This is a genomic window from Pedobacter sp. W3I1 (assembly GCF_030816015.1).
GTDB lineage: Bacteria > Bacteroidota > Bacteroidia > Sphingobacteriales > Sphingobacteriaceae > Pedobacter.
On the sequence record NZ_JAUSXN010000001.1, the window covers coordinates 5,237,393 to 5,251,142 of the forward strand.

11 protein-coding genes are annotated in these 13,750 nt (G+C 40.1%); all 11 read right to left on the bottom strand.

Features of this window, described 5'->3' with window-relative positions; genetic code table 11:
- A complete protein-coding gene (locus QF042_RS21505; protein WP_307532148.1) occupies nt 1-1,260 on the bottom strand; it encodes a cell division protein FtsQ in 1,260 nt (419 codons plus the stop codon).
- Nucleotides 1,253-2,608, bottom strand: a complete 1,356-nt coding sequence (murC, locus tag QF042_RS21510) for a UDP-N-acetylmuramate--L-alanine ligase (RefSeq protein WP_307532149.1) — start codon at nt 2,606-2,608, stop codon at nt 1,253-1,255. Before murC ends, QF042_RS21505 begins: the two co-directional genes overlap by 8 nt.
- Before the next feature lie 132 nt (nt 2,609-2,740).
- Nucleotides 2,741-3,844 carry an undecaprenyldiphospho-muramoylpentapeptide beta-N-acetylglucosaminyltransferase gene (gene murG / locus QF042_RS21515; protein ID WP_307532150.1) on the bottom strand — a complete coding sequence of 368 codons (1,104 nt, stop codon included), beginning with the start codon at nt 3,842-3,844 and terminating at the stop codon, nt 2,741-2,743.
- 261 nt (nt 3,845-4,105) lie between these two features.
- Nucleotides 4,106-5,293: an FtsW/RodA/SpoVE family cell cycle protein gene (locus QF042_RS21520; RefSeq protein WP_307532151.1), complete on the bottom strand. Its 1,188-nt coding sequence runs from the start codon at nt 5,291-5,293 to the stop codon at nt 4,106-4,108.
- Nucleotides 5,294-5,308: 15 nt separating this feature from the next.
- Nucleotides 5,309-6,697, bottom strand: a complete 1,389-nt coding sequence (murD, locus tag QF042_RS21525) for a UDP-N-acetylmuramoyl-L-alanine--D-glutamate ligase (RefSeq protein WP_307532152.1) — start codon at nt 6,695-6,697, stop codon at nt 5,309-5,311.
- Between the two features lie 197 nt (nt 6,698-6,894).
- Nucleotides 6,895-8,142 carry a phospho-N-acetylmuramoyl-pentapeptide-transferase gene (gene mraY / locus QF042_RS21530; RefSeq protein ID WP_307532153.1) on the bottom strand — a complete coding sequence of 416 codons (1,248 nt, stop codon included), beginning with the start codon at nt 8,140-8,142 and terminating at the stop codon, nt 6,895-6,897.
- The gene (locus QF042_RS21535; protein WP_307532154.1) at nt 8,142-9,599 is read right to left on the bottom strand and encodes a UDP-N-acetylmuramoyl-L-alanyl-D-glutamate--2,6-diaminopimelate ligase; all 1,458 of its coding nucleotides are present in this window, start codon (nt 9,597-9,599) and stop codon (nt 8,142-8,144) included. The genes mraY and QF042_RS21535 overlap by 1 nt, the downstream gene beginning before the upstream one ends.
- A 143-nt stretch (nt 9,600-9,742) precedes the next feature.
- Nucleotides 9,743-11,845: a penicillin-binding protein gene (locus tag QF042_RS21540; protein ID WP_307532155.1), complete on the bottom strand. Its 2,103-nt coding sequence runs from the start codon at nt 11,843-11,845 to the stop codon at nt 9,743-9,745.
- The gene (locus tag QF042_RS21545; RefSeq protein ID WP_307532156.1) at nt 11,835-12,257 is read right to left on the bottom strand and encodes an FtsL-like putative cell division protein; all 423 of its coding nucleotides are present in this window, start codon (nt 12,255-12,257) and stop codon (nt 11,835-11,837) included. Before QF042_RS21545 ends, QF042_RS21540 begins: the two co-directional genes overlap by 11 nt.
- Nucleotides 12,254-13,159 carry a 16S rRNA (cytosine(1402)-N(4))-methyltransferase RsmH gene (gene rsmH / locus QF042_RS21550; protein WP_307532157.1) on the bottom strand — a complete coding sequence of 302 codons (906 nt, stop codon included), beginning with the start codon at nt 13,157-13,159 and terminating at the stop codon, nt 12,254-12,256. Before rsmH ends, QF042_RS21545 begins: the two co-directional genes overlap by 4 nt.
- Entirely contained in the window at nt 13,149-13,616 is a 468-nt protein-coding gene (gene mraZ, locus QF042_RS21555) for a division/cell wall cluster transcriptional repressor MraZ (protein WP_307532158.1), read from the bottom strand. Before mraZ ends, rsmH begins: the two co-directional genes overlap by 11 nt.
- Nucleotides 13,617-13,750: the final 134 nt, after the last annotated feature.

Sequence of the window (13,750 nt, forward strand, 5' to 3'; positions counted from 1 at the left end):
TTAATTTTGCTGAGTTTTATATTGTTTTTCCAGGGCTCTGATTTCTCTCTCTCTTGCTTCTTTCTCTTTTTTTAATTGAGCCTCAGATTTTGCCGGCTTTGGCTGTGTTGTTACCGTTTGCTTCGGTTTGTCTTTTTTATCCGCAGGTTTCGTTTCCTTTGGTTTTGTAGCTGACGTAACCGCCGGCTTTTTTATTGCTGTTTTAACTGGTGTTGTTTTTTTCGGCTCTACCTTTTTAGGTGCGGCTTTTTTAACTTCAACCTTTTTGGCCTCTACTTTTTTTGGTTCTGGCTTTTTAGGCTCAGTCTTTTTGGGCTCTTCCCGTTTAGGCGCCGGCTTCTCAGCTTCATCCGCCTCCGGGCGATCATCCATTGCTGCAACAATTGTGTTTTTAATCAACGAGTCGGTCACGCTTCGCTGTATCCTCAAACTATCGGCTGCAGAAATTGTTTTTGCTTTTCTTCCTATTTCTGTAGAATCTCTTTTTTCGCAGACAATCTGGTTGGTGTATTTAATGTTGATGGTTTTATACGTATCCCATCCTACCTGTGGCATTGCTTTTTTATAAAACAACAACAGGTTTTTCATTTTCTTTTCTAACGAATCTGCATTACCTAAAATGATGCGTTGGTTGCCCACTCTAGGAATCAGCTCGATATCATTTTTCTGATCAACCACAATTTGTTCAATCTGTGAATCCCAAAGGGTATCTTTTTTAATGTACTGTGCAGTTTTATATAAATCTCTTGCCAATTGTGTATGCAAGGTATCTACACGGCTACCAAAAACCTCTGTGATATGTCCTGTTGCCACAAGCACATTAGCCGTGAAGTTTGATGAAGTAGGCATTTTTAGTCCATCATTATCAATATAAAAATCCTGTCCGTTCTCATTCAATATGCGGAGGATAGGCTGACGTTGTTTTACCTCAATGTGCAGTACACCATCCATATCTACGTAAACCTTTGCAAAGCCGATATAAGGGTTAGATTGCAGTTTTTTCTCGATCTTATGAATATTGATATTTTCGAGGTTGCGACCTAAAAGAACACCCTGATCTTCTTTTAAAATGGCATCGATTTCTTCTCGCTCAATAAAATTTTTTAAATTATCCGCTCCAGGAATCAGAATCTTAACATCGGTACATTTAATCGTTTGTTTCTTCACATTGATAAAACTCAAAAGCACCACCACCCCTGCCAGGCTGATCAGCCAGGCAAAGCCAGTAAAAATTGCGCTCCAGTTTATCCGTTTAAGCATTGGTTAAAGTATTTTTAAGGGGTTCGATAATCGTATCAATATCTCCCGCACCTACTGTTAAAAGTAATTCAGGTTTTGTGTTCTTAACATGCTGAACCACAAAATCTTTTCCACATATTTTTTTATCGGCTAAAGTGATTTTATCCAGTAAAAACTGTGCATTTATTCCCTCAAGCGGCAATTCTCTTGCCGGATAAATCTCCAGCAGCATCAGTTCATCAGCCGTGCTTAAAACTTTTGCAAATTCATCTGCAAAATCCCTTGTCCGTGTGAACAGGTGCGGCTGAAAAACTACCGTTAACTTTTTATCAGGATACAACTGCCTCACTGCATCAAAACAAGCCCTCAGTTCTTCAGGATGATGTGCATAATCATCTATATAAATCTGATTGCCATTATTCACAATATATTCGAAGCGGCGTTTAACCCCTTTAAAATTTGCAACTGCCTGTTTCACTTTTTCTGCATCAATACCCAATTGTAAGGCAATAGCAATGGCAACCGTTGTATTTTCGACATTGTGCCTACCGGGAAGCATTAAACTGATGTCTTTGATACTTTGAGTGCTATCGGTATAATCGAAAACAAACTTAGATCCTTCAACCCTTAAATTTTCTGCCTTTGCTGTTGCCGTTGAACTTGCGGCATAACTGATGCTTTTTTCCAGCGGCAATCCTTCATGTGCGTAAAGAATACCTTCGGCTTTCAGTTGGCTGGCAAACAGACGGAAAGATTCTTCAAGGTGACTTTTATCTCCGTAAATATCCAAATGATCGGCATCCATAGAAGTAACCACCGCCACATCAGGATACAAGGTTAAAAAGGAACGGTCGTATTCATCGGCCTCTACCACCACTACATTGTTTTTACCGAAAAGCACATTACTGTTATAGTTACTGGTTATGCCACCTAAAAAAGCAGTACAATCGTAGCCGGTATCTTTTAAAAGATGTGCAACAATAGAGGAAGTTGTGGTTTTGCCATGTGTACCTGCAACCGCAATACAGAACATCCCTTTACTGATAATCCCTAAAACCTCAGAGCGTTTCTTAAGCGAAAAACCTTTGTTTATAAAATGGTTTAAAATTTTAGCATCTTTTGGAATCGCTGGTGTATAAACCACCAGGGTATCATCATGATTATCCAAAAATGCACAAGGCAATGAAGAGGCCTCATCAAGATAAGTAACGAGAATGCCTTCCTGCTCTAAAGTTTCGGTCAGTTTAGTCCTGGTTTTATCGTAACCACAAACCACCTGTCCGCGTTTAGCAAAATAACGGGCAAGCGCACTCATGCCGATACCACCGATACCTACAAAGAAAACCCTATTTATTTTACTTAGTTCCATTTTATTTTAAGCTAAAAGCGGAAAGACCAAAGCTTAAAGCTGCCTTTCTACTGTTGTATTTTTTATTTTCTATCCCTTTAAGATTGCTCCGCACCCCGCAATGACGACCTGCCTTCGCTTTAGTCTTTAAGCTTATTTAATCAATTTCAATACTTCGTTCGCAATAATCTCATCTGCCTCTGGCAATGCCATCTTAGCCAGGTTTTCTGAAAGCTTTTCACTCTGTTCTTTATTATTTATTAATGCCAGTGCTTCTTTAACCAGGGTATCTTCTGCAGAGCGGTCGTTAATTAATATTGCAGCTCCATTTTTAACCAGTGCCATCGCATTTTTAGTTTGATGGTCTTCTGCTACATTTGGCGAAGGCACCAATATCACCGGTTTTTTAATCAAACAAAGTTCTGCTATGGTTCCTGCACCTGCCCGACTCACAATTATATCCGCTGCCGCATAAGCCAGATCCATTTTATTTAAAAACTCCAGGATCCGAACATTGGGATGATATGCTAAACCCAATCTTTCTATAATCCCCTTGTAGTAATATTTACCCGTTTGCCAGATCACCTGCACATCTTGTGCAAGAATATCGGGCAAGTGTTTTTCAATTGCCTTATTCAGTGTGCCTGCGCCTAAACTTCCACCGGTAACCATAATGGTCTTTTTCAATGGATCGAGTTTTAATAGTTCGGCCCCCTGAAAACGTTTCCCTTTAATATCAATCACTTCCTGGCGGACAGGATTTCCTGTTTTCAATATCCTGTCAGCTGGAAAAAACTGATCCATATCATCAAAGGCAACACAGATTTTTGAAGCCTTTTTACCTAACCATTTATTGGTTATCCCGGCATAAGAATTCTGTTCCTGGATGAGGTAAGGAATTCCTTTCAAAGAGGCTGCATACAACAGTGGTCCTGAGGCATAACCACCAACACCAACAACTGCATCGGGCTTAAAATCATTAATAATCTGCATAGCTTTGCGCACACTACCGATTACCTTAAACGGGAGCGCGAGATTTTTAATAATCGAGCCACGTTGCATCCCACTAATATTCAATCCTATAATTTTATATCCAGCCGCAGGAACTTTTTCCATTTCCATTCGGCCTATAGCACCCACAAACAAAATTTCACAGGTTGGCACCATGCGTTTTAGCGCATTGGCTATGGCCACGGCGGGGAAAATATGCCCGCCGGTGCCACCACCTGATATGATAATTTTTGGGGAATTATTCATTTTAATATTTATATTTTTTTAACCACAGAGTGCACAAAGTTTTCACGGAGGGCGCTGAGTTTTATTCTTTTTTTTACCACAAAGGCTCTAAGAGTACCAAGGTTTTTCTATCGGATTTCACATTTAAGGCTGGGAATTGAGTAAACAGTTTCTTTGTGTATCTCTGTGCCGACCTCTATGTTCTCTGTGGTTAATTTTTTTACATTATTATCTTTTATAATAGATTGCTTCGTCATGCTTCCTCGCAATGACGACCAATCCTTAAGCTATCGCTGGAATCTCTCCAACAATAACTTTATTTTTAACTTTTTCTTCTTTTGTTAATGCACTTGCATTTTCTTCTACATCGCGGCTTACGCTGAGTATAATCCCAAAGGCTACACTGGTAAAGATCATTGATGTACCCCCCATACTGACCAATGGAAGCGGAACCCCTGTTACCGGCCCCAGCCCTACAGCTACTGCCATATTCGCGAAAGCCTGAATGGTCAGACTGAAACTCAGTCCGGCTGCCAGGAGTGCACCGAAGGCCTTGGGCGCCCGGGTTACGATCTTGATACATCGATATAAAAGCACCAGGTATAGTATCATGATTACAATTCCTCCCACGGTTCCCCATTCTTCAATAATAATGGCGAAAATAAAATCGGAATATGGGTGCGGCAGGAAATTGCGTTGTGTACTATTACCTGGTCCTTTACCAAAAACACCACCAGTAGCCAAGGCAATTTTTGCCTGATCTGCCTGGAAAGTTTTATCAGAATGCTGCATTTCAGGATGTATAAACGTATTGATACGCGACATGTAAGTTTTTCTCCTTGGGCCCAAAAAGAAAACAAACAGCAGCAGTACGAAACCGCCTGCACAAACAATCGCGATCTGTTTAATACTGATCCTACCGATAATTAACAGCAAAATACTTACACCAAACAGCATTAAGGCTGTAGACAGGTTGGCCAGTGCGATTAAAACAAATACCACACAAACCGAGCCCATAATTGGTATAAATGACTCTTTAACATTTTTAATATTTTCTTGCTTTTTGGTCAGCATCCTGGCCAAAAAGGTAATCAATGCAAGTTTGGCCAAATCGGAGGTTTGAAAGGTTAATCCGATTACCGGTATTTTAACCCACCTGGAAGCATCGTTTAAATTCGTCCCGAATATCAACGTATAAAACAGCAAAGGAATGGTTACGATCATCAACACCTTCGAAATACCGGCATAATAACGGTAATCGAGCAGGTGGGCAATATAGATCATCCCGATGCCCATCAGCACAAAAATTAAGTGTTTGGTGAGCAAAAGCTTTTCTACGGTTTCTCCTTTTTTATACGCTAAGGTACCAGTTGCACTATACACTGCCATTACAGATATAAGCGACAGCAGGATGATGATCAGCCAGATCCATCTATCGCCTTTTGTTTTATTAAGTAGTGCCTGAAACATATATTAAGCCTCCTATTATAATTCTCTAACTGCCGCTTTAAACTGGTTACCGCGGTCTTCGTAATTTTTAAATAAATCAAAACTTGCACAGGCTGGCGATAACAATACTACATCGCCACGCTTAGCCAAATGAAAAGCAATCTGTGCTGCCTCATCTGCCGAGAAAGTATTAACGATTACTTCTACATCATCCTCAAAAGCATCGTGAATACGTTTGTTGTCTTTACCTAAGCAAACGATAGCCTTTACCTTACTTTTAACCAAATCCTTAAGCATGTCATAATCGTTCCCCTTATCAACACCCCCCATAATCAGCACTACATCGCTGGTCATACTTTCCAAAGCATACCAGGTAGAGTTCACATTGGTGGCTTTACTATCGTTGATAAAATCGATCCCCGAAATTTTGGCCACATGCTCTAACCTGTGCTCAATATTTTTGAAATTTCCCATACTCTCGCGAATGGTCTCATTTCTTAATTCTAAAACTTTCGTCACAATGCCTGAGGCCATAGAATTGTAAATGTTGTGCTTGCCCTGTAAGGCTAAATCTGAAATAGACATGGTTAGTTGGTTATTTGGTTCTGTAAGGATATGTATGGTCGTTTCTTCTAAATAAGCACCCAGTTCAACTTTTTTAGTAATTGAGAAGGGAAAGGCTTTTGCTACAGGCTTAGTCAGCGCAATGGCTTTTAGGCTCTCTGCGTCATCTGCACAGTAAATGAAAACATCTTTAGCTGTCTGGTTTTGAACAATACGCATTTTAGATGCAGCGTAATTCTCCAATTTATAGTTGTAACGATCTAAGTGATCTGGTGTGATGTTCAGTAAAACTGCGATATCGGCCCTGAATTTGAACATATCATCAAGCATAAAGCTCGAGATTTCCAGCACGTAATATTCGTAATCTTCTGTGGCTACCTGCGCCGCAAAGCTCTGCCCGATATTGCCGGCCAACCCTACGTTTAACCCTGCATTTTTTAGGATGTGATAGGTTAATAAACTCGTAGTTGATTTACCATTGGAACCCGTAATGCAGATGGTTTTTGCATTGGTATATCTTTTGGCAAATTCAATTTCCGAAATTACCGGGATTCCTTTTGCTATCAATTTTTTAATAATTGGTGCTGTAGGCGGGATGCCCGGACTTTTAATTACTTCGTTAGCGTTTAAAATCAGCTCCTCAGTATGTTTTTCAGACTCGAACGGAACGGAAAGTTTCTCTAATGCAGCTTTATATTTATCGGTAATTATACCGTAATCGGAAACAAAAACATCGAAACCCTTTGCCTGCGCCAATTTTGCTGCGCCAACTCCACTTTCGCCGGCACCAAGAATAACCACACGGCCCTGCCCGGTCATCACTGACTTAGTATTGCTTGATATGGTGTTATTTGTGCTCATTATTTATTTTTAGTATCAAGTTGCGAGTATCGAGTATCAAGACATGGATACCATCACATTTTAACTTTTAGTTATTTTTCATTTACCACTAGGGTATTTTAATTCTATTTTTTTCACCATCTAAGGCACCTGAGGGCATCTTAGTTTTATATTTTTCCAGGGTTAATCACCTTAAACCCTAAACCTTCTACCTTGAACTACCTCAGTTTCAATGTTACAATGGTCATAATCGCCAGCATAATTCCAATAATCCAGAAGCGGGTTACAATTTTGGCTTCATGATATCCTTTTTTCTGGTAATGGTGATGCAAAGGCGACATCAGGAAAATCCTGCGACCTTCGCCAAATTTCTTTTTGGTATATTTAAAATAAGATACCTGCATAATTACCGATACCAGTTCTACCAGGAATATTCCACATAAAATCGGGATCAAAAGTTCTTTACGGATCATGAGCGCAAATGCGGCGATAATACCACCAATGGCCAAACTTCCGGTATCGCCCATAAAAATCTGAGCTGGATAAGAGTTGTACCAAAGAAAACCTACGCATGCCCCCACAAAGGCCCCGGCAAAAATCATCAGCTCTGCCGAGTTGGGGATATACATGATGTTGAGGTAATCGGCCATAATGGTATTACCGGATACATAGGCTAAAATACCCAGTGTAATCCCAATTACAGCTGATGTTCCGGTAGCCAGGCCGTCAATACCATCGGTAATGTTGGCACCGTTAGAAACAGCTGTAATAATGAATACCGTAAAAATGAGGAATATGATAAATGCATATTTCTGATAATCGCCACCTAAAAATTTTAATACCTTGGCATAATCGAACTCGTTGTTCTTATAAAAAGGCATATTGGTTTTGGTCGATTTTACATCCTGGGTATAATAAAAGGTTTCTCCTTTTTGGCGCAATACCATCGGAACCGAAGACGTACTTTTAACATTATCCTGAACGGTTTCTCTTACCACTATATTAGGATGGAAATACATTGTAGTTCCTACAATCAGACCTAAACCTACCTGACCAACCACCTTAAACCGACCAGCTAAACCTTCTTTATTTTTCTTAAAAACCTTGATGTAATCATCCAGAAACCCGATTGCACCCATCCAAATGGTGGTGATGATCATCAGAATGACGTAGATATTGGAAATATTGGCAAATAACAAGGTTGGAATAAGAATACCCAGCAAAATAATGATCCCCCCCATGGTTGGTGTACCTTGTTTTTGCATCTGTCCTTCTAACCCTAAATTCCTCACCGTTTCTCCAACCTGTTTTTTATGCAGATAATCGATCAACCTACGCCCGTAAACGGTGGTAATGATCAATGATAAAATAATAGAAATAGATGCGCGGAAAGTGATGTACTGAAACAACCTTAACCCAGGGATATCATAATGCTTATGCAAGTATTCGAATAATAAATATAACATTAGCTGATTGGTTTTAATTGTTCAAGTAAAATTTCTTTATCATCAAAATGGTTCCTTACACCATTAATTTCCTGGTATTTCTCATGCCCTTTACCAGCAACCAGAATAATATCACCTGGCTTCGCTAAATGACAGGCTGTTTTTATTGCTTCTCTTCTATCTAAAATGGATAAGGTTTTACGCTTATTTGTTGGCGAAACGCCAGCTTCCATGTCGTTAATTATTGTCTGTGCATCTTCTGTTCGTGGATTATCAGAAGTGAGAATTACCTTGTCGCTCCAATCGCAGGCCACCTGGGCCATAATAGGACGTTTGGTTTTATCACGATCTCCTCCGCATCCAATTACTGTAATTACCTGCTCGGTTCCTTTACGGATATTGGCGATGGTGCTCAACACATTCTGAACAGCATCTGGCGTATGCGCATAATCTACAATACCAATAATATTATCGGCAGAAGTGATATAATCAAACCTTCCTTCAGCACCCGATAAACGGCTCAACAAAGTCAGCACCTTTAATTTATCCTGCTCCAACAAAATTGCGGTTCCGTAAACAGCCAGTAGGTTATACGCATTAAACGAGCCTACAAGCTTGAAGTAAACGTCTTCGTTATCGATCTCTAAATGCAAGCCACTGAACTGGTTTTCAATAATTTTTGCTTTGAAATCAGCCAGTTGTTTAAGGGCATAGGTCTTTTTATGCGCTTTGGTATTCTGCAACATCACCACACCGTTTTTATCGTCGATATTAGTCAGTGCAAATGCCGACTTAGGCAGCATATCAAAAAATGCCTTTTTAGCCTTTAAATAGGCATCAAAAGTTTTATGAAAATCTAAATGATCATGTGTTAAATTCGAAAATACCCCGCCAGAAAAAGTCAATCCTTCTATCCGGTGTTGTGCTACTGCATGCGAACTCACTTCCATAAAGCAATAATCGCAGCCCGCATTTACCATTTCCCTCAAAAGCTGATTTAAGGCAATTGGATTCGGTGTAGTATGTGTTGCCGGCACTACCGTATCGTTAATATAATTCTCTACTGTTGACAGGAGTCCGGTTTTATAACCTAAATCTTTAAATAATTTAAAAAGAATGGTGGCAATGGTGGTTTTCCCGTTTGTTCCGGTAATACCGATCAGTTTTAAATCTGCTGATGGATTGCCAAAATAATTACCGGCAATGATCCCTAAAGCAACCGATGTGTTTTCTACTTTAATATAGGTAACCGTAAAATCATGGATTTCTGGCAAATTCTCACAGATAATCACTCCTGCACCTTGCTGAACGGTTTGCCCGATAAACTGGTGCCCATCTGCTGCTGTACCCACTATTGCAAAGAAAATATCATCTTTACCTACTTTACGTGAATCGAAATTCAGCGCATTGATTTCCCTATCGGTTTTACCAACCAATTCTTTAATCGTTACGCCGTAAAGTAAATCTTGTAATTGCATTTTATTCTTTTAGTATCAGGTATTTAGTATCGAGTAGCAAGACCTTAAACCTTTCTAACCCTCAACCTTCTACCTTTTCTTTTAGTATTAAGTAATGAGTATCGAGTAGCAAGACCTTAACCCTATACCTTTTACCATACACTTTAATTCAACTCTATTTGTACACCCAATCCTTTACCTACCTTTGTTCCGGCGGTGATTGATTGGCTAATTACTTTTCCCGACCCGAAAACTTTTGTTTTCAAGCCTGCATTTCCTAAAAGGTACAATGCATCTTTCAGCCCCATTCCTGCTACATTTGGCATTACACCTTTACGCTCGTTATTTTCCTGAAAAATTGTTCCTGCGCTGGTATCTATAATATTGTAATACTCAGATTTTGAAGCAAAAAGCGGTTTAAAACCAAAGGCCTTATACACTTTCTGAGTAGCTTTACTTTGTCCGGCTTTTGTAGGTGGTGTTCCGGTATTCCCAACCAAACGTGTAGGTACATCATTGTACATCTGCATGTCGCTGGCGTAAATACGGTCGGCGATTTCCCTGAACACAGGCCCTGAAACCGTAGCACCATAATAAGCACCCTTTGGATCGTTAATGACTACGATCAGGGAATACTTGGGTTTATCAGCAGGAAAATATCCTACAAAAGAAGCCTGATACTGCTTATTGGCTTTATATCCCTTATTCGCATCAGCCACCTGCGCTGTACCTGTTTTACCTGCAATCGGATATAAAGGATTATAAACAATCTGTTTTCCACTGCCCTCTGTTACCACTCCTTCAAGCATTTTCTTGATCTTGCTCAGGGTTACATCAGAACAGATTTTATCGTTGATCACCCTGGCTTTAAACTGCTCTATCGGGTTACCCAACCTTCTGATCTCTTTTACAAAAATTGGTGCTATCATTTTGCCATTGTTAGCCACGGCATTATACATGGTAAGCATTTTTAATGGCGTTAATTGCATCTCATAACCATAAGCCATTTGCGGCAGGGTCATGTTTTTGTTCCAGCTTCTGTTCGTTTTAGGGTTTTTAACCACAGGCATCGCCTCCCCAGGAATCTGCAGTTGCATTTTTTTGTTCAGCTCCCAATCATATAGGTGATCAGTAAATTTTATCGGATCACTGCCATAATGCGTATTGATCAGTTTCGCAATTGCCGCATTAGAAGAGGTCTCAAAAGCTTTTTTTGCTGTAACTGTTTCAATTTTTGGATGTGAATCCGTGATCAGCTTACCTGGAATCTGATAATATCCTGTACCGATCATGGTATTGGTATCGATCAATTTGTCTTCTAAAAGCGCCATATAAGAAGCCAGTTTAAAAGTCGATCCAGGATCTTGATTACCCGCGATAGCATAGTTAAACTTTTCTTTATAGACACCCTCTTCTACTTTAGAGAAATTGGCTACCGCACGGATTTCGCCCGTGGCTACTTCCATTAAAATCACTGTCCCATGGTCGGCCTGCGATTTGATCAACTGTTTTTCTAAAGCACTTTGCGCCAGATCCTGCATATTCACATCAATGGTCGAAATAATATCGGCACCATCTTTCGGAGCAACCTCAGCTTCTTCATTAACCGGAATATAAACCCCACCGGCAATTCGCTGCATTAATCTTTTTCCGGTTTCGCCGTTGATATACTCTTTATAGGCGCCCTCTAAACCCACACCGTTTTTAACATTCTCGTTTTTATAACCAATGGTACGGGCAGCCAAAGCCTGAAAAGGAAGAATACGTTTGTTCTGCTGAACAGCGATTAAACCACCGCTAAACTTACCGATGTTGTATAATGGAAAAGTTCTGATCGTTTTAAGATCAGCATAACCTACCTTACGATGGATCAACAAATAACGTGCACTATCCTGACGGCCTTTACGCAGATAACGCGCATATTCTTTAGCTGTTTTATCCTGGAAAAGCTGAGCTAATTTAAAACCTAAAGAATCTACCTTCTCGTTAAACACTTTATCGTCAGCAATCCCGCCGGCAAACATATCCATACGCAGTTCATATTCCGGTATCGAAGTTGCCAGTAAACTACCGTCGTTAGAATAAATATTCCCACGGGTAGCCTCCACATTTACATATCGTGTAGAAAGACTATCTGCCATAGCTTTCCATTTTTTCCCTTGCACATATTGTACCTGACCGAGGCGCAAAAACACCGCGAAAGCAAAAAGCACAATTAAGCCAAATGCCAGATATACACGAAGCAAGATGTTTGCCCTAATATTCATCGCTTTTAACAATTATTTTTTTTGGTGGTTCAATCAGTTCTTTTATCCCAAGGGTATCTACCTTTTTGGCAACCTCTGTCAATTTACTCTTGAACATCAGGTCAGCCTTAAGAGATTTATACTCCCATCTTAATTCTTTTACTTCTTTATTCAATTTATCAATGCGGCGAACGTTGTTTACCGCAAAGTGGCTATTGGCAATATAAATCATCCCCAAAAGGGCCAGAAAACACAAATAGGGCAAAGCATCAGTTGCCGCCTCTTTACTTACTAATCCGTCATTAAAAAGCTTGCTGATAAATGAATTACTATCCATTTTTTCTTCAGCAGTTTTTGGCCTTTTAGGCACAGCCTTTAGCTCTGGTTCGGGCCCAACCTCTTCCTCTTCTATATCCTCCCTAAACCTGTTCATATCTTTTCTGCAATTCTTAGTTTCGCACTGCGGGCTCTATTGTTTTGAGCAATCTCCTCATCAGTGGCAATTATTGCTTTCCGCGTAATTACATTGAATGGCTTTTGCTGATTTCCGAAGAAATCCTTTTCTACCTCACCCTGAAATTTACCTTTCGCCATAAAGTTTTTAACCGGTCTGTCTTCTAAAGAATGGTAAGATATGACCACTAAATGGCCACCAGGCTTCAATACATCGGCAGCTTGTTGTAAAAAGTCTTCAAGCACCTGGATTTCGGCATTCACCTCTATACGCAACGCCTGAAACACCTGCGCCAGATATTTATTCTCTTTTCCTTTCGGGATATAACCAGCAATTGCCGACTTCAAACTGTTGATATCGGTAAAAGGCTGCTCTAAACGCGAGGTCACGATGGCACGGGCCAGCGATTTAGCATTCTTCACCTCTCCATAAATCCCAAATATTTTATGCAGCTTATCCTCTGTATAGGTATTCAATATTTCAGCAGCGGTTAAATCGCGGTGCTGATCCATACGCATATCCAGATCGGCGTTATGACGGATGGAAAAACCACGTTGCGGCACATCAAACTGATGAGAGGAAACACCAAGGTCAGCCAGAATACCATCAACCTGCTTAAAACCTTTTAAACGGAGATTATTTTTCAAAAAACCGAAGTTCTGATCGATAAAAATAAAACGATCATCGGCAGGAATATTCGCCTGTGCATCAGGATCCTGATCAAAAGCAATTAACCGCCCTTTAGGGCCAAGATGTTTCAAAATCTCTTTTGAATGACCACCACCACCAAAGGTTACATCAACATAAACCCCATCAGGTTTAATATTCAACCCCTCAATACAAGGCTGCAACATTACAGGCACGTGGTAATTATTCGCCATCAGCGCCTCCTTTCTTTCCACCCATTACCTGCTCGGCAAGGTTTGCGAAATTCTCTGGCACGTCATCAAAAATATCTTCATAAGATTTTTTATCCCAAACTTCGATGCGATCTAACTGACAAGCCAACACCAGATCACTTCCGATACCTGCGTAATCAACCAGCGATTTTGGCAAAAGCACACGACCTGCCGCATCAAGCGAAAGCTCGGTTGCGCCACGGGTAAACGACCTGATAAATTCTCTGTTGTTTTTTTCGTAGATATTCAGTTTGCTTAAATCGGTAACGATAGCATCCCAAACTTCCTTTGGATAGATCACCAGGTTTTTCTCAAAACCACGGTTAATAATCAACCCTTCTTTCTCAGATTCAGGCAATTGTTTCTTAAGCGCAGCGGGTACCATAAGGCGGCCCTTTGCGTCAAGTTTACAATCGAATTCTCCTAAAAGTTGGGTCATAGTGGTATCTACACTTTATATCTAGTGTAAAAGTAAATAGTTCTACCACTTTTTACCACTTTTTACCACAAAAAAGTTTTCCACATCTTTTTTGTTACAGTAATGGTCGCTCAATATAGTTAGAATAAGCTTAT

Bases quoted from the DNA above. Each gene is read 5' to 3' on its own strand.
- QF042_RS21505 (WP_307532148.1), bottom strand. From the start codon at position 1,260: ATGCTTAAACGGATAAACTGGAGCGCAATTTTTACTGGCTTTGCCTGG.
- murC (WP_307532149.1), bottom strand. From the start codon at position 2,608: ATGGAACTAAGTAAAATAAATAGGGTTTTCTTTGTAGGTATCGGTGGT.
- murG (WP_307532150.1), bottom strand. From the start codon at position 3,844: ATGAATAATTCCCCAAAAATTATCATATCAGGTGGTGGCACCGGCGGG.
- QF042_RS21520 (WP_307532151.1), bottom strand. From the start codon at position 5,293: ATGTTTCAGGCACTACTTAATAAAACAAAAGGCGATAGATGGATCTGG.
- murD (WP_307532152.1), bottom strand. From the start codon at position 6,697: ATGAGCACAAATAACACCATATCAAGCAATACTAAGTCAGTGATGACC.
- mraY (WP_307532153.1), bottom strand. From the start codon at position 8,142: ATGTTATATTTATTATTCGAATACTTGCATAAGCATTATGATATCCCT.
- QF042_RS21535 (WP_307532154.1), bottom strand. From the start codon at position 9,599: ATGCAATTACAAGATTTACTTTACGGCGTAACGATTAAAGAATTGGTT.
- QF042_RS21540 (WP_307532155.1), bottom strand. From the start codon at position 11,845: ATGAATATTAGGGCAAACATCTTGCTTCGTGTATATCTGGCATTTGGC.
- QF042_RS21545 (WP_307532156.1), bottom strand. From the start codon at position 12,257: ATGAACAGGTTTAGGGAGGATATAGAAGAGGAAGAGGTTGGGCCCGAA.
- rsmH (WP_307532157.1), bottom strand. From the start codon at position 13,159: ATGGCGAATAATTACCACGTGCCTGTAATGTTGCAGCCTTGTATTGAG.
- mraZ (WP_307532158.1), bottom strand. From the start codon at position 13,616: ATGACCCAACTTTTAGGAGAATTCGATTGTAAACTTGACGCAAAGGGC.